Genomic DNA, 18,290 nt, shown 5'->3' on the forward strand with positions numbered 1-18,290 from the left:
TTTGACTGTGCGATCGCGTTCCTCAATAAATGCCCCACAAACTGAAAATCAAACCCAGTCTAATGTTTCTCTATCGCCAGTCGTGACGCCCAGACGTGCATCTGGTGGTTTTGCGTTACTTGACAGTCTCAAACGCCACGGCGTCGAATGTATTTTTGGTTATCCTGGTGGTGCGATTCTGCCAATTTATGATGAACTTTATTTTGAGCAAGTGACTGGTGGTATTAAGCACATCCTGGTAAGGCACGAACAAGGCGCAGCTCATGCTGCTGATGGTTATGCTCGTGCTACAGGGAAGGTGGGAGTATGTTTTGGTACTTCTGGGCCAGGGGCCACTAACTTGGTGACAGGTATTGCCACCGCCTACATGGACTCGATCCCGATGGTGATTGTCACGGGACAAGTGCCCCGGAAAATGATTGGTACGGATGCGTTTCAAGAAACTGATATTTATGGAATTACGCTGCCGATAGTCAAGCACTCCTACGTAGTGCGCGACCCCAGAGACATGGCGCGAATTGTTGCCGAAGCCTTCCACATTGCCAGTACGGGACGACCAGGGCCAGTTTTAATCGATGTCCCCAAGGATGTAGCTTTTGAAGAATTTGACTATGTGCCTGTAGAACCAGGTTCGGTGAGATTACCAGGATATCGCCCCACTGTGAAGGGAAATCCACGGCAAATTAACGCAGCGATTCAATTAATTCGCCAAAGTCGCCGTCCTTTGCTGTATGTGGGTGGAGGTGCGATCGCCTCTGATGCTTACGCAGAAATTCAAGAACTAGCTGAATTATTTAATATTCCCGTCACCACAACATTGATGGGTTTGGGTGCATTTGACGAACATCATCCTCTCTCGGTGGGAATGTTGGGAATGCACGGCACCGCCTACGCCAACTTTGCTGTCACCGACTGTGACTTACTCATTTGTGTTGGTGCTAGATTTGATGACCGTGTTACTGGTAAGTTAGATGAATTCGCTTCCCGCGCTCAAGTCATTCACATCGACATCGATCCCGCAGAAGTTGGTAAAAACCGCGTTCCCGAAGTACCCATCGTCGGCGATGTCAAGAACGTGTTGCAAGACATCTTGCGTCGATGCCAAGAACTAGGTATTAAGAGTACGCCCAACCAAACTCAAGAGTGGTTGAGATTAATCAACCGCTGGAAAGAAGAGTATCCGTTGGTAGTGCCACAGTATCCCGATAGTATGTCACCACAAGAGGTGATTGCAGAAGTCGGCCGCCAAGCACCCCACGCCTACTATACAACCGATGTGGGTCAACACCAGATGTGGTCAGCCCAATTTCTTAAGGCAGGGCCAAGACGCTGGATTTCTAGTGGTGGCTTGGGAACGATGGGCTTTGGTTTGCCTGCTGCTATGGGTGCGAAAGTGGCATTCCCGAATGCAGAAGTTATCTGTATCAGCGGTGATGCTAGCTTCCAGATGTGTTTGCAAGAGCTTGGGACGCTTGCACAGTATGGCATAAATGTCAAGACTGTGATTGTCAATAATGGCTGGCAGGGAATGGTGCGTCAGTGGCAGCAAGCCTTCCACGGAGAGCGTTACTCATGCTCGAATATGGAAGTTGGGATGCCAGATATTGAGTTGCTTTGTAAAGCTTACGGTATTAAGGGCATAGTGGTTAAGAGCCGGGAAGAACTTAAAGACGCGATCGCCGAAATGTTAGCTCATGATGGCCCGGTAATTATCGATGCTCACGTCACCAAAGATGAGAACTGCTACCCAATGGTAGCCCCAGGAAAGAGCAACGCTCAGATGATCGGCTTACCCAAACAGCTACCAAAAACTGATGTCGAACCTGTTTATTGCAGTAACTGCGGAGCTAAAAATCTTCCCAATAACAACTTCTGTCCTGAGTGTGGAACTAAGTTGTAGAGCGATCGCAATTTGTCAATAATTATGTAGGGTGGGTCAGTAACCCACCCTTTGTGTTAATTACATGCTTGCCGAAGAACTAATATCATGTCCGTTTCTCGCAGAGTACCCGTAAGGGTAATTGGGGTATTACCTAATAGTTGCGATCGCAGTAGGAACATAAATTGATTATCCGGACTTGATATTATGCCTAAAATCCAAGAAGCTTTAACAACGATTAAAGTGGGTGATGTGGTTTTGATCGCTCCATAAAATATTAATTATTAATAAATCACTCAAGTTTATCTCCGCGTCACCGCGTCTGTTCATCTCCCAGCAAACAGACGGTAATACTACTTTAAAAAGACGTGAAGACCGATCCAGCTAGTTACCCACCTCTTTTTACAATGACCATATAAGAACAAAACTTATATTTGCGCGTGTTGTAGTTCGTTCCTCAAAAAGCCTATGCAACCAACTAATCCAAACCAATTTACAGAAAAAGCGTGGGAAGCGATCGCGCATACTCCTGATATTGCCAAACAAAACCAGCATCAGCAAATCGAAAGCGAACACCTGATGAAGGCGTTGTTAGAACAGGAAGGCCTAGCAGGGCCGATTTTGACGAAAGCTGGTGTGAATCTGCAAAAACTGCGCGATCGCACTGACCAATTTATTCAACGTCAGCCAAAAGTTTCTGGTAGTATTAGTTCCGTATACTTGGGACGCAGCTTGGATTCACTTCTAGACCGAGCTGAAGGTTATCGTAAGGAGTTTGGTGACGAGTACATCTCGATTGAACACCTATTACTTGCTTACGCCAAAGATGACCGCTTTGGTAAAAGTTTATTCCAAGAATTTGGATTAGACGAAAGAAAATTAAAGGATACTATTAAACAAGTTCGAGGGAGCCAGAAAGTGACCGACCAAAATCCAGAAGGCAAATACCAAGCACTGGAGAAATATGGGCGTGACCTCACAGAAGCTGCCCGTCAAGGTAAACTCGATCCGGTGATCGGACGCGATGATGAAATTCGCCGTACTATTCAAATTCTCTCTCGCCGTACCAAGAATAACCCCGTGTTGATTGGGGAACCAGGTGTAGGTAAAACTGCAATTGTGGAAGGTTTAGCCCAGCGCATCGTTGCTGGCGACGTACCCCAGTCCCTTAAAGACCGCAAACTGATGGCTTTGGACATGGGTGCTTTGATTGCGGGGGCAAAATTCCGGGGTGAATTTGAAGAACGCCTGAAAGCAGTATTAAAAGAAGTTACCGAGTCCGGCGGCAATATAATTCTGTTTATTGATGAAATTCACACCGTTGTTGGTGCGGGTGCAACCCAAGGCGCAATGGATGCTAGTAACTTGCTCAAACCAATGTTGGCGCGGGGTGAATTACGCTGTATCGGTGCGACAACCTTAGATGAGTACCGCAAGTATATTGAAAAAGATGCCGCTCTAGAAAGACGCTTCCAGCAAGTTTATGTAGACCAGCCGAGTGTAGAAGATACTATCTCGATTCTGCGCGGGTTGAAAGAGCGGTATGAACTGCACCACGGGGTGAAAATTTCCGATAATGCTTTAGTGGCGGCGGCGACATTGTCGAGTCGATATATTTCTGACCGCTTCTTACCAGACAAAGCCATTGACTTGGTAGACGAAGCAGCGGCGAGACTGAAAATGGAGATTACCTCCAAACCAGAAGAACTCGACGAAATCGATCGCAAGATTCTGCAATTAGAAATGGAGAAGCTATCGCTGCAAAAAGAAAGCAATGCAGCTTCTCGAGAACGTCTGGAAAAACTAGAAAAAGAACTTGCAGATCTCAAAGAAGAACAAAGGGCGCTAAATGCTCAATGGCAGTCTGAAAAAGACATTATCACTAAAATCCAGTCTGTCAAAGAAGAAATTGACCGCGTTAACTTAGAAATTCAGCAAGCCGAACGCGATTACGACCTCAACCGCGCTGCGGAGTTAAAATACGGCAAATTAACCGATTTGCACCGCAAATTAGAAACCGCAGAATCTGAATTAGCCCAAACTCAACGCACTGGCAAATCTCTGTTACGGGAGGAAGTCACCGAGTCTGACATTGCAGAAGTAATTTCCAAGTGGACGGGTATTCCCATCAGCAAGTTGGTGGAATCTGAGAAAGAGAAACTGCTGCACTTGGAAGATGAACTGCATCGCCGCGTCGTTGGACAAGAAGAAGCAGTTACAGCCGTTGCTGACGCCATTCAGCGATCGCGTGCTGGTTTAGCAGATCCAAATCGTCCCATTGCTAGCTTTATTTTCCTTGGCCCAACGGGTGTAGGTAAGACCGAATTAGCGAAAGCCTTGGCTGCATACCTGTTTGACACCGAAGAAGCGCTAGTACGGATTGATATGTCCGAGTACATGGAGAAACACGCCGTTTCTCGTTTAATTGGTGCGCCTCCGGGATATGTAGGTTACGAAGAAGGCGGACAGTTGACCGAATCAATTCGCCGTCGTCCCTATGCGGTGATTCTCTTCGACGAAATCGAAAAAGCACACCCGGAAGTGTTCAACATCTTGCTGCAAATTCTTGATGATGGACGTGTCACCGATGCTCAAGGTCATACGGTCGATTTCAAGAACACGATTATTATCATGACCAGCAACATCGGTTCGCAGTTTATCCTTGATGTGGCGGGAGATGAAGCCAGGTATGACGAAATGCGCCATCGAGTAATGGAGGCGATGCGAAATAGCTTCCGTCCGGAGTTCCTCAACCGCATTGACGAACTCATCATCTTCCACAGCTTGCAAAAAGACCAATTGCGCGAAATTGTGCAGTTGCAAGTCGAAAGATTGCGGCAAAGATTGGGCGATCGCAAAATGTCTCTCAAACTCTCGGATGCGGCTCTTGACTTTTTAGCTGAAGTAGGATACGATCCAGTTTTTGGTGCACGTCCGCTGAAGCGAGCCATTCAACGGGAGTTAGAAACACCAATCGCTAAAGCTATCCTGCGGGGCGAATTTAACGATGGCGATACCATATTTGTAGATATTGAGAATGAGCGCCTTTCCTTCAAGCGCTTACCCGCAGAATTACTGACGACCTGATTGATATTGTAGTGGCGCGACACAGCTAATTTTGTGCATTAGAAAAATCTTGTGGGACGGGCTAGAAGCCCGTCCTCATAGGCGGGCAGGATGCCCGCACCACAAAACAATTTATTGGATTTAAAATCTCTCCGCGTCCCGGTGTCCCTGCGTCAGTCCTAACGATCAGTCTTCAACCGAACATGATATTACAGGCTTTTGTTTTCATCCTACACGGCAATAAATAATATTACGCAAAGACTGAACAAGAGCGTCTTTGCGTTTTTTTATGAAAGTAGCTGCAACAGTAGGAAGTTAAGAAGATGAATATTCTCATCCTGGGTAATTCCTCAGATGCCCATGCTGTGCGTTTGCAGAATGCCCTCACGCAAGCAGGCGCGACAGTAGATTATTTAGATACTCGCATGTTTCCCAGCCAGATACGAATATCCTGGGAACCAAATTCTCTAATGGGTTCTCTAAAGTTATCCGCACAACGTCAATTAAAATTCCAAGATATTCATAGTGTTTTTTGGCGTAATTTCGCTAGTGTTAGTATTCCTTCCTTAGAAGATTCACATCAGCAAACGATCGCATTCAATGATTCGATGAGTTTGTTGCGAACATTGATCAAAGCTTGCCCAGCTCGTTGGGTAAACTCTTGGGAAGCATATCAGTTTCATAAAGAGAAACCCTTGCAACTTCATCAAGTTCAGCTTCTCGGAGTCAAAATTCCACAAACCCTAATTACTAACGATCCAGAACAAGTGATTAGGTTTGCCAAATCTCATCAGAAAGTCATTTTCAAGCCAGTTTATGGCGGTGCTTACACACAAATCCTAACCGAATCTCTTTTAGAACCAAAGCGACTAAATTTAGCTTTGAGTCTTGCTCCTATTACCCTACAAGAGTATATCCCAGGAACTAACATTCGCAGTTATGTGGTTGGCAACTTCGTTTATTCTGCGGAAATTCGCACTCACTGTTTAGACTTCCGAACAGACTTAGAAGCTGAGTTGCTTCCGGTGGAATTGCCACAACAAATTCAACAGCAGTGTCGAGACATTGCCAAAGCATTGTATCTAGAATGGACAGCCATTGATTGGCGTCAAACCCCTGCGGGTGAGTATGTTTTTCTAGAAGCAAATCCCAGTCCAATGTTTCTCCACTTCGAGCAACAAACGGGTTTTCCCATCACTGAGAAGTTAGTAGAGTTGTTAATGGATAATTGTTAGTTGTTGGTGGTTGGTGGTTGGTTGCTCCATAGACGCGCCTTCTTCGGCTTCCCGAAGGGTACAACAAATAACAAACAACAAATAACAAACTATTTAAAAGAATTTACGGTACTAATGCCATGACACCAGCAGGAGAACCAGAACCACCACGCAATCTCAAAACCCCGATCGCCAGGGTAGTTCCTTTGGGTGGTAGTTGATCCAAATTAGTGAGATTCTCTAGAACAATACGCGGTTTCTCTAAAACCAAGCGGTTGGTGGCAAAAGTCGTATCTTGCCCACAATCTACACCGTGAGTATCAATTCCAACTCCAGCTATTTGACGTTTATTGAGTAGAAACTGAGTTGCATCGCTGCCAAATCCAGGAAAATGCATACTTCCTTGATTATCCTGGTTCATAAATGCAGTGCGATCGCTCCATTTTTCTTGCCAACCTGTATACAACAATACAATATTATCCGTGGAAATCTCCCCGTGTTGCTCCTCCCACGCCAGAATATCGGCAACAGTGAGGGCATAATCTGGATTGTTTGCTACTTGTTCCCGGATATCAATTACTACCGCAGGTAAAACTAGCGACTCGGCGGGATATTGGTCAATTGCGACACCAGAATTGTAAAAACCGATCGGGGCGTTAATATGGGTAGCGCTATGTTCTCCCAAGGAAAAGCGCCGCAGATAATAGCCATCTTTTTCTAGTTTTGCTACTGTTTCAAATTCTATAGGTGAATCGCCTTGCCAACGAGGAATATCAGTGTCAATTACATGACTCAGATGGATAACCCGGGAGTAGGTGATATTTTTTAGGTTTTGTGGTGTGGGCATCTTGCCCGCAACCATTGATTTAACGGCAGGCGAGACGCCTACCCCACAAGAATTATCTTTATAATTTGGATAAGGACGAGTTAACCTCTCCAGCGTTGCCTCCATCACAGCACTAGTTTGACCTGTGACAGTAAATACCAAAGCTTCGCGGTATATTCGCTGTGCTGGATGATGCAGATAATTAGCTGCTCCGCTGGAAACTGTAATGGCTGCATGAGCTATGCGCGTTGCGAGGTCAATTGCCCAAGCCCGTAATTGTAACTTTTCTGCTAATTTTACACCTGAATTTTTTTGAGCTTTGCGAATGGTGGTGCGACACTCGCCTAGTTCTTGCTGAAAAGATGTAACGGCATTGCTGATAAAAGGCAGTGATTTCGTATTTGCGGCAGACTCAATAATATCTAGACCAGCGATCGCGCAGCCTGTAGCTAGAAAAGTGGCGCGGAGGACGTTATTTTTGTCATTTTCATGAATCCAACCAACAGGTTTAATGAAAACTACATGCTCTTGAGGTAAGAAGTAGCAACTCAAGGTAGCAGTGATGGTGTTAGTTGACGTCATCGCCGCCAATTGGGCTGGGGTAGTAAATGTTATGCTACCTCCTGACTCTTGTTCAGTTTCTTGAAAAGGCATAACCCCAAAAACAGCACGACCATCGGGCAGTGTGGCGGCGACGATAAAATCATCGAATATACCCCACCCAGTCACCCAAGGCACAACTCCATCTAGTTGATATCCTCCTGATACTGGTGTGGCTACGGTTAGCGGTTCACCTTCACGCCGTAACTGGGAAAAACCAACACCTACTAAAACTTCACCATTCCCCATGCGAGGTAAGTATTCCTGCTGAAGAGAGGAATTACTACTAGCAACGAGCATACCAGCTGCACTTTGGTGTTGAGTTTGCAGAAATGCTAAAGCGCCGGAATACCGGGCTACGAGTTCTTGAAAATGGGCAAAGGTTTCTTCACTAACTTCCTTTCCACCCCACTGGCGCGGAACGCGTAACGCCAGCAAACCCAACTTCCCAAGACCTCGCAAAGCCTGAAGCAGGGCATCTGGGTCGATGTCTATCTCGTTGGCTTTACCTGCAACTTGATTGAGCAAGTATGACTCGGCTGTATCCAAAACAGAGAAAATGTCTTTCGGAAACACTTGGCGATCGCAATCCATAGGCTTTCGCTAGCTTACCAAATTTAGAAGGGGAAAGGGAAAAGGCAACTTGAAGAGGGGTAAAGGGAAAAGGTTAAAGGGTAAAGGAATAATTCTTCCCTTCTGCTTTCGCCATTCCCCTCTGCCTCCAGTGAAGGCTTACCCCTACCCCTGTCAAGGTGTGAGTCTTGGAAATGGATTTTTCTTGGTGTCTTTGTGTCTTGGTGAGGAACGCGGTCTTGGGGAGGCAGTGCGGTCTTGGGGAGGCGCGGGTGCGGAACCTGCGTCCGCACATAGAGCGCCGTGGTTCCCCCCATGAGCACCTGCCGTGGTTTCCCCCATGAGCGACTGGTGAACCCGTAAGGGCTTCTGCCTTTAGGGGGGACTGGCGTAGACGCCCCTTGTGGGCGGCTCAAGGTAGAGTACCCGTAGACGCGCAGCGGTGAACCAGCGCGCTCCAAAGGGGGTTCTCCCCCAATCCCCACTCCCTGTCGGTCGTGAGGGCCCCGAGTCCCCCATGAGCGACTGGTGAACCCGGAGGGCTTCTCGCAGAGTAGGGTGGTGAAAAAAGAATGATCGAAACACTAAGACACAAAGACACAAAGAGGAAAATAGTCTTCTCTACTAAGATAATGGTTCGTTTTTTACCCACCTTGACAGGGCTACCCTTTCTCCCTTACCCCTAATAAAGAATCCCCCCAAACTCTGTAAACCACAGATTTTGGAGGGTTCAAATGTTGCAGCAAAAAGTGAATTAATAATAGGTTAACAGCCAATATGTTAATTTTTGACTAAGCTTTAATTAAATTTACGTAAATCCCTGAAAATAATTGCGTATCTAGCAACTTCAAAAAAGAAAAATATAATACTTAAATCTATGTAAAATCCAGTAAGTTTTTTATCTAAGTCTGATATGGTCAAAATTTATGTTCTTTGTTAAACAATGTATATGAGGGGACAAACCCCTCATGTCATCTCGAATTTTGAATTTTGGGTTGAACAAGCTTTATTTTACCAATATTCACTATTCTTGCAGCCGATCGCATCCCTTATATTTTCCTGGGGAAATGAGGCGGGAAATGCTAATGGCTCGGTGTATTGTTTAAGATTATGACTGTTGCAGCGGAATGGCAACTACAAACTCAGCTCCTTTACCAGGTGCTGAAATACACTGAAGCTTGCCCATGTGTTTTTCAACAATAATCTTGTAGCTAATTGATAAACCCATACCCGTACCTTTACCTACGGGTTTGGTTGTGAAGAAGGGATCAAATAGCTTTTGCCGTACTTCCTCCGTCATACCAGAACCATTGTCGGCAATACGGATAAACACGAAATTGTCTTGAATTTCAGTGCGAATGTGAATCTGTGGGGTGGTCATTTGTCCTACCCTGCGGGAAGCCGAAGAAGGCGCGTCTATGTCATTAGTCATTTGTTGAGAGTCATGTACTAATGACAAATGACGATTGACAAATGACTCTTCTAGAGCATCAATCGCATTTGCCAACAGATTCATAAACACCTGATTGAGCTGTCCGGCGTAGCAATCTACCAATGGCAATTCGCCGTACTCTTTAATGATCTGAATTTCCTGATGTTCTGGCTTCGCTTTGAGGCGATTTTGTAGCAGTAGTAAAGTATTATCAATACCTTCATGGATATCAACCGCTTTCATGTCGGCTTCATCCAAGCGGGAGAAGTTGCGTAAAGACAGAACAATCTGACGAATGCGATCGGTTCCTATCCTCATGGAAGTCAAAAGTTTAGGCAAATCTTGGCAAAGAAACTCCAGATCGATCGCCTCTATTTCTTCTTCAATCTCTGGTACTGGATTGGGATAGTGCTGTTGGTAAAGTTCGACTAGATGCAGCAAGTCTTGGGCATATTCACTAGCGTGAGTGATATTCCCATGAATAAAGTTCACCGGGTTATTAATTTCATGGGCAACACCAGCAACCAACTGCCCCAAGCTTGACATCTTTTCGTTTTGGATCAATTGCGCCTGCGTCGCTTGGAGTTCTTGCAAAGTCTCTTCTAACTGCTGCGCTTTTTCTTGGGCAGTTTGGGCAGCAATACGACTTTGTTTGTAGAGTTCTGCTTGATCAATAGCTATGGCAATTTGATCGGTAACAGCCAGCAGTAATTCTACTTCACTATCTAGCCAATGTCGGGAGCCAGTAAAGTAACTACAGCTTAAAGCACCAATTTCACCAGATTGAGTATGAATTGGCAGTATCAATGTGGCAGTCAAACCCAAACTTACAAAGAAGTGTCGTGAGATGGGATCGGCTACGGCTTCGACATCATCTACTCTGATGATTTCTTTGTTGAAAACTTTTTGTGCGATTAATCCTATCTCTTCACTAGTTGGTCGAAAATCCAGCAAACTGGGTATGGCAATATTTTTAGCCTCCTGAAACACTTCCCAGTGTGGTGGTTGCACATCAGTACGATACCAAGTGAAACTGCACAAATCGATCTGTAATAAATTGCGAATCTCAGTGACAGCAATCTCCATAATAGTACTGATATCTAAAGAAGCTCGAATTTGGCTGGCAAGACGGTTGAGTAGTGCTTCTTTGGAGGCAAGTTCTCGAAATTGTCGCTCTGATTGCCGCAGTGCGTCTTCTGTGCGCTGGCGTTGTAGTTCTGCTGTGGCGCGTGCAGCAAAGATACTCAGAATTGCTTTAGCACGTTCCTCTTCTAGCATCGGTTTTGTATCAAAGACGGCAATATGACCGATCGCCACTCCAAATGAATCGATAAACGACGCTCCCAAGTAACTTTCTGCCTGCATGGCTGCTAAATCCCCATCAAGAGGAAATAGTTGCTGCACTCCAAACAGATAGTAAGCCATTCCCTGTTTAGCGACATTTTCGCAAGGAGTATTAGCCAGATCGTACTCAAAGTTTTCTCTGAGACTATCACCAGCCCAGAATGCTAAAACTTGGGCTTTGGTATATTCTGTACCGACTTTTTCCGCTACCAAGGCATAACGGACTCCCAAGGCGGCTGCTAAATGACGCACGAGTGCAGGGAAAAATTCCTCACCTGTAACCGCAGCTGTTCCAGCTACAAGTGCTTGCAAAGCTTCTTCGGTTTGTTTGCGTTCCGTAATATCACGGACAATTGCCAAAACCTCATCTTCACCGCTAGGTACTACCCGTGCTTCATAATCGCGCAATTCGCCTTTCGTTGGCAGTTGATATTCAAAAATTTGGATGCTGCCTTGATTCAGAGCTTGTTCGGTATAAGAAATTGCCTGTTGTGCTAAGTCGGGTGGCAATAATTCACAGACTGATTTACCAATGATTTCATGTGCAGGTACTGCTAGTTCTGCGTCTTTTGCCGCCATATAGTCTAGATAGACGCCTTCTCTGTTAGAGCGAAACATTAGATCGGGGATGGCATCCAGCATGGCTCGATTTCTAGCCTCACTTTTTTGCAATGCCTCTTCAGCACGTTTGCGATCGCTAATATCTGTCAGCATTCCTAGCGTGCCAAGATACTGCTCAGCATCGTCAAAAATCGGATTGGTGGCAATCATTGCCCACAACTCGGAACCATCTTTGCGGCAGAATTTAAAATCGTGCTGTTCAGCAACGCCTTGACGCCGACGCTCTAAATTTTCGGCTGCGATCGCTTGCCCTTCTGCATCCATAAAGGCAAACAAAGGCATTCCGATCATTTCCTCAACTGTATAGCCAAGCATCTGAGCAATTTTGGGATTGGCAAAGCTCGTCTTGCCTTCTAAATCGAGTATCCAAATTCCCTCTGCTGCTGTCTCGATCAAGCGGCGATACTGGGCTTCATTTTGGCGTAGGGATTGTTCGGCAAGTTTGCGATCGCTAACATCACGAGCTATACCATAAATCAATTGCTGTTCCGGTACTGTTTTTGATGTCCACAACAGCCATTTATAAGAGCCGTCTTTGCAGCGGTAACGGTTTTCAAAGGAGATGACCTCATTACCTGTGGCGAGTTTTTGTGCTGCGGCAATGGTTGCTTCTCGGTCGTCCGGATGTACAAATTCAATAAATGGGAAAGCTTTAAGTTCTTCCTGCGTCCATCCTAAGGCTTCTTCCCAAGCAGGGTTGAGTTGCTTGAAGTAACCATCGAATCCCGTGATACACAGCATTTCCAGTGGGATCTGAAAAAATCGATTTCTTTCTTGTTCTGCTTGCTTGCGAACAGTGATATCCCGCGCTACCCAGATAACGGTGTCTTGTGGCAATGGTGACACACTAGCAGCAAACCAGACTTCCGCGTTGTTAATACTCAAGCAGTATTCAAAATTGATAGTTTCCTGGTTGGTAATTGCACGCTGAATTTTGTCTAGAAAGAAATCAGCTTGCGATCGCCCAAATACATCATGCAGTGTCTTACCAATCAAATCCTCTGGCGGTTTGTACAATGAGATGGGATTAGTCGGTGCAATTTTGAGATAGTATCCTTGTGCATCTAAAACAAGGATGACATCGCTCATCGCAGCGAACAAAGCTCGCAGTTCTGCTTCTGCTTGTTGGCGTTGGGTAATTTCTGTTTGCAGCTGGACGTTGACATCACTCAAGCTAGCGATCGCACTTTTTAGTTCTGTTGTCCGTTCTTCAACACGATTTTCTAGCTGTTGTTTGGTTTCTTCCAAAGCTAATTCTGCTAGTTTGCGTTCGGTGATGTCTATGAGTGTACCCATCATCCGTACTGCTTGCCCGTTGCGATCGCGTAAAACATCTCCCTTGCCTCTCACCCAGCGAACAGTACTATCCTGCAAGACAATGCGAAAATCAGCATCATAGTTAGTTCGTTCCTCTAAAGTATTCCGAATCGCCCCAGTCACAATCGAGCGATCGCTACGGTGAATGCACTTGAGAAAAGCTTTGTAGTTCGTAGGTAAGGAATTTGATCTCCAGCCAAAAAGATGCTCTACCTGTTCAGAGCAACTGATTTTACCTGTTCTGAAATTCCAATCCCAAACTCCCATTTCTGCTGCATCTAACGCTAGCCGCAGCCTGGATTCACTCTCGATGAATGAGATTTTTTTTACTTTTACTTCAGTAATATCTACAACATAGCCAATATAGCCAGCAAAGCCGCCATCTGCTGCAAATCGTGGTGCAGCTGTATCTAAAATCCATCGATATTCGCCATCAGCACGACGTAGCCGATATTGTCTGTGAAACTGCTGTCGTGTCTCAAAGCTTGTTAAGTATATATCCTGACACTGCTGTCGATCTTCTGGATGTACTCCTTCCATCCAACCATTGCCTACCTCTTGCAGGTGCGATCGCCCCGTAAATTGCAGCCAAGCAGAATTAAAGTAGTTATAAAGTGTGTCGCATCCAGCCATCCAGATCATCACAGGAGCAGTATCTGCCAGCATACTCAGTGATTCTTCGCCCTGTTGGATTGCTGTCACCAATACAGTATCTTCCACGTGCCTGCTATTATCAATGTCATCTTGCAGCTTTTCAGGAAACACTTAAGACCTGCCTGTTCTAATCAAATTTACTGAGTCAATAGTCTTAAAATCAACAAATAAAATATAAGTAAGAAATCTCTTTACCATTTCACAAAATTCTTGATACAAATCCTTCCCCTTATCTTCCTTGTCTCCCTAGTCGCCAAATGTGTCAGACTTATAGTGAAACGGTATTATTCCACTTCCAGCCAGCCCTCTCTGGAAAATTTGTAATTTATTTGACTGTGGAATTGCCAGAGTGTAATCACGGTAATTGTGGCGTACTCCCAGCATTACTCCCTGGCGATCGGTTAAATAGCAAGCTTGTCCACCTTCTCAGGTTTAGCCACGTTCGGGTGGAAAAAAGAGTACGGGATACCAGCTATGACGCAATAATTCCGCCGCAAAACTAGAAACCAACCATTCTTGGGGTTTACCTATCGTTTCAGAAGACACGGCGATCGCACTAATATCAGCCATTGCAGCCGTCTCTAAAATCTGGCTGACAGGATAGCCTTCCCGAACTTCTGTCTCCACTTGTAAATTTACCCCTTCCAAATCAGCTTTAATCTGAGATAGGGTTTGCTGAGCCTGCTGTGGTAGGATTTTCCTTGGTATTTCTCGACGACCAATATTTTCTAAAACCCAGCAAAGCCTACACTGTTGGAGAAGTCTACCAGACTGTTGTTGAGCTAGGTGCTTGATCTGTTGCACCAAATAATTTGCTGCTTTACTATCGTTGTAGGGAAGTAGCAAACAGCGCAAAAGGTGCTGACAACGGAGTGTTAATTCCTCACAAGTATAAGCAGAGATTAATTGAGGACGCAGTACCAGTAGAGGAATCGTTGTTCGGCGAGATAAGTCAGCCATCGTACTACCCACTAGTTTTTCCGTGAGTAAGCTGCGACTTTGAGAACCCAGTACAATCAATTGGGACTCATAGGTTTGGGCAACCTTAAGTATTGTCTCAACAGGCTTTCCTGATTGAACTTCTATTTTAACTTCTACATCGGTAGGACTTTCGCCAACAGCTGCTATCAATCTGGTTTGAGCTTGTTCTATTTTCTCACTATCGACTTGTGGAATAATGCCTTTTTCCCACAAGGGAACAACGTGCAGAAAAACAATTTGCTTTATTCCTGCAAGTGCAAAACTGGAAACAAAATTGGCTAGACGATGTAAGCTGTCAGAAAAATCTGTGCAAATTAAAATTCGTTCAAACATATATAACTAGTAAAAGAGAGTTAATAAAAATATTCTACTTTAACTGCAAAAGCTATCATTAGCATAAAGCTAAATTTATTCACTCACATTCCTAATTAATTGCTTTGAGAATAATTGAATTAGAATGATTAAGCAGAGATTAATCATCATTAAAAGACCTAAAATTTTGCAAAATTAACCTCATATAAACCTAAATCCAAAATGGTATGAATTACCCAACTCAAGTTTTGCAGATTTGTTGCCAAAACCGTGACCTTGGTATTTACCGTAGCACAGAGCAAAGCACCAACAGACTCTGATTAGTAGATAATGCTTGGATTTTTTTGAGCGATCGCCTCAAACTGTTCCATACTGTCTTGATTGAGATCTAGCACCAGCTTTGCAGTCCGCCAAGAAATAAATTTCTTGGCTAGCCCTTTCAAGGTGTAATGTATTTTTCTTGGTGTCTTAGTGTCTTTGTGGTGAAAAAATTGACTTTTGAACCACCAAGGCACTAAGACACAAAGGTGAAAAGCCCAAAATTCGGGAAATTTTTTGAGGATTTTTACCCACCGTGAAAGGGCTAATTTCTTGGCTTAAAGCTAAGCGATTGCTTATTAATGCTAATGTGTGCTGGGATTGGTAGTCCTGGAACTCTGAAGGAAGCTTTTCGAGGTTATGAAGGTGATAAGAAAGATCCTCAGTTAATTGCTGATGAGGAAGTTGTGAGGGATACACCTTTACCACCAATAAAAGGTTCGTTTTTCAAAGCTGCTGGAGGAAAAGGCTTTCAGCGCCATGCGTGAACTAGCAACGGGTGTGCCTACGAAACATGACCGAAGTTTTGAGCAAATGGAATATTTATGTACCAGATTCATCTTATTTGACACAACGGGGAGGAACTTTTCTATTTGATTCTCAAGGTAAATTAATTTACGAACATCGCGATCGTGGTATTCTTGGTTTTGCCGAAAATATGAGCAATCCCTTATCTTTTTTGGATAAGTAATTCATTGTCATCGACAAAACGAGCAGGGACTGCAACGAACTGAATATTAAGGGCAGTAGCGATGGGGTTATCCTATCACTTACCTGCTCTACCTCTTGCTGTTTTTTAGTTCCGTCGAACTCACGTTTACTTAATAATGTTTGCTAAATTAACTGAATATAAAAAATAAAATGAAGAATAAGCGGATTTTACTTTGTTTAGGAACAGCTATTTTTGCTTTTTTCCCAATAATTTCAGCCCAAGCAGCCCAGGTAGAATTAGGCGTTTTCAAATCTGTAGATGCACCCGAAGCAAACTGTCCTCAAAAAGTTATGGTGACAGAACAGCACGCGCCTTACTATGAAGGGGGATACACGCTGAATGGTCAAGCAAAATTAAGCTCTTTTGCAGGGCCGTTTGCGATCGCCACCTCAGATTTGTTTAGCGTCACCTGGGTAGCAAACCTCAAACCAGCCTACCGTAAATGTGTGGCAGCTGGTGGAATTGTCAAATATGGTAACGAAACTTATGATTCCCATTCTTACTTGCGGATCAGATTCAATGGCGGTAAGGTATTTTTGATTTTGGATATGACAGGTAAACGAGATGTAAACGGCTTCACTCCTGCTATTACCAAAAAAAGTGTTAACAAGGGAAACCCAACTTGGAGTTGGTCTGGCACGGATTGAAAGTGGGAGATGGGGAGAGTGGGAGATGGGGAGATGGGGAGATGGGGAGATGGGGAGATGGGGAGACAACCAACAACTAACCACTAACCACTAACCACTAACAAAAAATTAGCAAATATTTTTAGTCACAAACTCAATCACATCTGTCAGACCTGCTTTTGTTTTTAAATTGGTAAAAATAAAGGGTTTATCGCCGCGCATTTTTTTGGCATCTTGTTCCATTACACTTAAATCTGCACCCACATACGGAGCTAAATCAATTTTATTAATCACCAATAAATCAGATTTAGTAATGCCGGGGCCACCTTTGCGAGGAATTTTATCACCAGCGGCAACATCGATAACATAAATTGTTAAATCTACCAATTCGGGGCTAAAAGTAGCAGCTAAATTATCGCCGCCACTTTCTAAAAAGACTAAATCTAAATCAGGAAAACGCGCCTCTAGTTGTTCAACTGCGGCTAAATTCATGGAAGCATCTTCTCGAATAGCAGTGTGAGGACAACCACCAGTCTCTACACCTAAAATGCGATCGCTAGTTAACGCTTGAGAACGCACCAAAAACTGTGCGTCTTCCTGGGTATAAATATCATTCGTCACCACTGCAATATGATAGCGATCGCGCATTGCTTTACATAAAGCATCCACCAAAGCAGTTTTTCCCGATCCCACAGGCCCAGCGACTCCGACTCGAAAAGCACTCATAATTTTGTTGGTTGTTGGTTGTTGGTTGTTAATAGTTAGTAGTTAGTGGTTGGTGGTTAGTGGTTAGTGGTTAGTAGTTAGTGGTTAGTGGTTAGTGGTTGTTGGTTGTTGACTGTTGACCATTGACTATGGACTAATGACTAATGACCAATGACCAATGACTAATGACTAATGACTAATCTACAAATTTTTCTAGATATTGCCACAGAAGCGGCGCTAGCTGCTGGTGGAGTTTTGCAAGCTTACTTAGGCAAGGTAGAAGACGCAATTACTGAAAAAGGACGTCCTGGCGATCTAGTCACTGTTGCTGATAAAGCTTCCGAAGAAGTAGTGTTGCAAATTTTGGAACGTCACTTTCCCGATCACGCCATTCTCGCAGAAGAATCTGGGAAACTGGGAAATCAAGAAAATGAATTCCTCTGGGCAATCGACCCTTTAGATGGTACAACCAACTTCGCCCATCAATACCCATTTTTTGCTGTTTCCATCGGGTTGCTTATTAACGGTGTTCCGCAAGTAGGTGTTATTTATGACCCTTTTCACGATGAGCTATTCCGTGCAGCCCAAGACCTAGGTGCAACACGTAACCGTCGCCCTATGCAAGTTTCAGAAACTTCAGAACTAAGTAAGAGTCTGCTGGTAACGGGATTTGCCTATGACCGTCGTGAAACTTCTGACAACAACTACGCAGAATTTTGTCATCTCACTCACCTGACCCAAGGAGTACGACGCAGCGGTGCAGCATCTGTTGATTTAGCTCACGTTGCCTGTGGGCGTCTCGATGGCTACTGGGAACGAGGCCTTTCTCCTTGGGATATTGCCGCAGGCATTATTATATTACGTGAAGCCGGAGGTAAAGTGACTGCATACGATGGCACTCCTATAAACCTGGAGTCAGGCAGGATTCTGGCAACAAATGGTTATATTCACGACAGTCTAAGTTGTGAACTGCAACAAGTTCCACCCTTGTCTGCTTGGAAGTAGGAAATGGGGAGATAAAGAGTCTGATAGGTAGGATGGAAGGAAAAATTAAGCATGAGGTGACTTTCTTTGGCATTTGTCGACGTTAAAAAACGACTAATTGAAACA

General features: G+C 44.5%; 10 protein-coding genes and 1 pseudogene. 6 read left to right on the plus strand and 5 right to left on the minus strand.

Features of this window, described 5'->3' with window-relative positions:
* The first annotated feature begins 7 nt into the window (after positions 1-7).
* The 3 genes from ilvB (at position 8) to FIS9605_RS0122970 (ending at position 6,180) form a co-directional block, all read left to right on the plus strand.
* On the plus strand, positions 8-1,900 hold the full coding sequence (ilvB, locus tag FIS9605_RS0122960) for a biosynthetic-type acetolactate synthase large subunit (protein WP_026734694.1): 1,893 nt from the start codon (positions 8-10) through the stop codon (positions 1,898-1,900).
* 447 nt (positions 1,901-2,347) lie between these two features.
* Positions 2,348-4,966 carry an ATP-dependent chaperone ClpB gene (clpB, locus tag FIS9605_RS0122965; protein WP_026734695.1) on the plus strand — a complete coding sequence of 873 codons (2,619 nt, stop codon included), beginning with the start codon at positions 2,348-2,350 and terminating at the stop codon, positions 4,964-4,966.
* Positions 4,967-5,268: 302 nt separating this feature from the next.
* The gene (locus FIS9605_RS0122970) at positions 5,269-6,180 is read left to right on the plus strand and encodes an MvdC/MvdD family ATP grasp protein (RefSeq protein WP_026734696.1); all 912 of its coding nucleotides are present in this window, start codon (positions 5,269-5,271) and stop codon (positions 6,178-6,180) included.
* A gap of 103 nt (positions 6,181-6,283) precedes the next feature.
* Here FIS9605_RS0122970 and FIS9605_RS0122975 read toward each other — a convergent pair whose 3' ends face one another.
* The 4 genes from FIS9605_RS0122975 to FIS9605_RS46155 form a co-directional block, all read right to left on the minus strand.
* Positions 6,284-8,179, minus strand: a complete 1,896-nt coding sequence (locus FIS9605_RS0122975) for a cyclase family protein (RefSeq protein ID WP_026734697.1) — start codon at positions 8,177-8,179, stop codon at positions 6,284-6,286.
* 1,087 nt (positions 8,180-9,266) lie between these two features.
* A complete protein-coding gene (locus tag FIS9605_RS0122980; RefSeq protein WP_026734698.1) occupies positions 9,267-13,637 on the minus strand; it encodes a PAS domain S-box protein in 4,371 nt (1,456 codons plus the stop codon).
* A 321-nt stretch (positions 13,638-13,958) separates the two neighbouring features.
* A complete protein-coding gene (locus tag FIS9605_RS0122985; protein WP_026734699.1) occupies positions 13,959-14,840 on the minus strand; it encodes a universal stress protein in 882 nt (293 codons plus the stop codon).
* A 299-nt stretch (positions 14,841-15,139) separates the two neighbouring features.
* The gene (locus FIS9605_RS46155; RefSeq protein WP_269321060.1) at positions 15,140-15,262 is read right to left on the minus strand and encodes a hypothetical protein; all 123 of its coding nucleotides are present in this window, start codon (positions 15,260-15,262) and stop codon (positions 15,140-15,142) included.
* A gap of 174 nt (positions 15,263-15,436) precedes the next feature.
* On the opposite strand from FIS9605_RS46155, the pseudogene FIS9605_RS37860 reads away from it, so the two are divergent.
* Positions 15,437-15,828 (plus strand): annotated as a pseudogene (locus FIS9605_RS37860) (peroxiredoxin-like family protein); the annotation flags it as partial.
* A gap of 170 nt (positions 15,829-15,998) precedes the next feature.
* On the plus strand, positions 15,999-16,496 hold the full coding sequence (locus FIS9605_RS0123000; RefSeq protein ID WP_026734700.1) for a hypothetical protein: 498 nt from the start codon (positions 15,999-16,001) through the stop codon (positions 16,494-16,496).
* 108 nt (positions 16,497-16,604) lie between these two features.
* On the opposite strand, the gene ureG is transcribed toward FIS9605_RS0123000, so the two are convergent.
* A complete protein-coding gene (gene ureG, locus FIS9605_RS0123005) occupies positions 16,605-17,201 on the minus strand; it encodes an urease accessory protein UreG (protein ID WP_026734701.1) in 597 nt (198 codons plus the stop codon).
* A gap of 171 nt (positions 17,202-17,372) precedes the next feature.
* Between ureG and FIS9605_RS0123010 the strand changes: the two genes are divergently transcribed.
* Positions 17,373-18,185 (plus strand): inositol monophosphatase family protein, encoded by an 813-nt coding sequence (locus FIS9605_RS0123010; RefSeq protein WP_026734702.1) that lies wholly within the window; start codon positions 17,373-17,375, stop codon positions 18,183-18,185.
* Positions 18,186-18,290: the final 105 nt, after the last annotated feature.

The sequence above is a fragment of the Fischerella sp. PCC 9605 genome, from assembly GCF_000517105.1.
In the GTDB taxonomy this organism is placed as follows: domain Bacteria; phylum Cyanobacteriota; class Cyanobacteriia; order Cyanobacteriales; family Nostocaceae; genus PCC9605.

What these genes read in the sequence shown, in the direction of transcription:
- clpB (WP_026734695.1), top strand. Translation starts at nt 2,348, where the DNA reads ATGCAACCAACTAATCCAAACCAATTTACAGAAAAAGCGTGGGAAGCG.
- FIS9605_RS0122970 (WP_026734696.1), top strand. Translation starts at nt 5,269, where the DNA reads ATGAATATTCTCATCCTGGGTAATTCCTCAGATGCCCATGCTGTGCGT.
- FIS9605_RS0122975 (WP_026734697.1), bottom strand. Translation starts at nt 8,179, where the DNA reads ATGGATTGCGATCGCCAAGTGTTTCCGAAAGACATTTTCTCTGTTTTG.
- FIS9605_RS0122985 (WP_026734699.1), bottom strand. Translation starts at nt 14,840, where the DNA reads ATGTTTGAACGAATTTTAATTTGCACAGATTTTTCTGACAGCTTACAT.
- FIS9605_RS0123000 (WP_026734700.1), top strand. Translation starts at nt 15,999, where the DNA reads ATGAAGAATAAGCGGATTTTACTTTGTTTAGGAACAGCTATTTTTGCT.
- ureG (WP_026734701.1), bottom strand. Translation starts at nt 17,201, where the DNA reads ATGAGTGCTTTTCGAGTCGGAGTCGCTGGGCCTGTGGGATCGGGAAAA.
- FIS9605_RS0123010 (WP_026734702.1), top strand. Translation starts at nt 17,373, where the DNA reads ATGACTAATCTACAAATTTTTCTAGATATTGCCACAGAAGCGGCGCTA.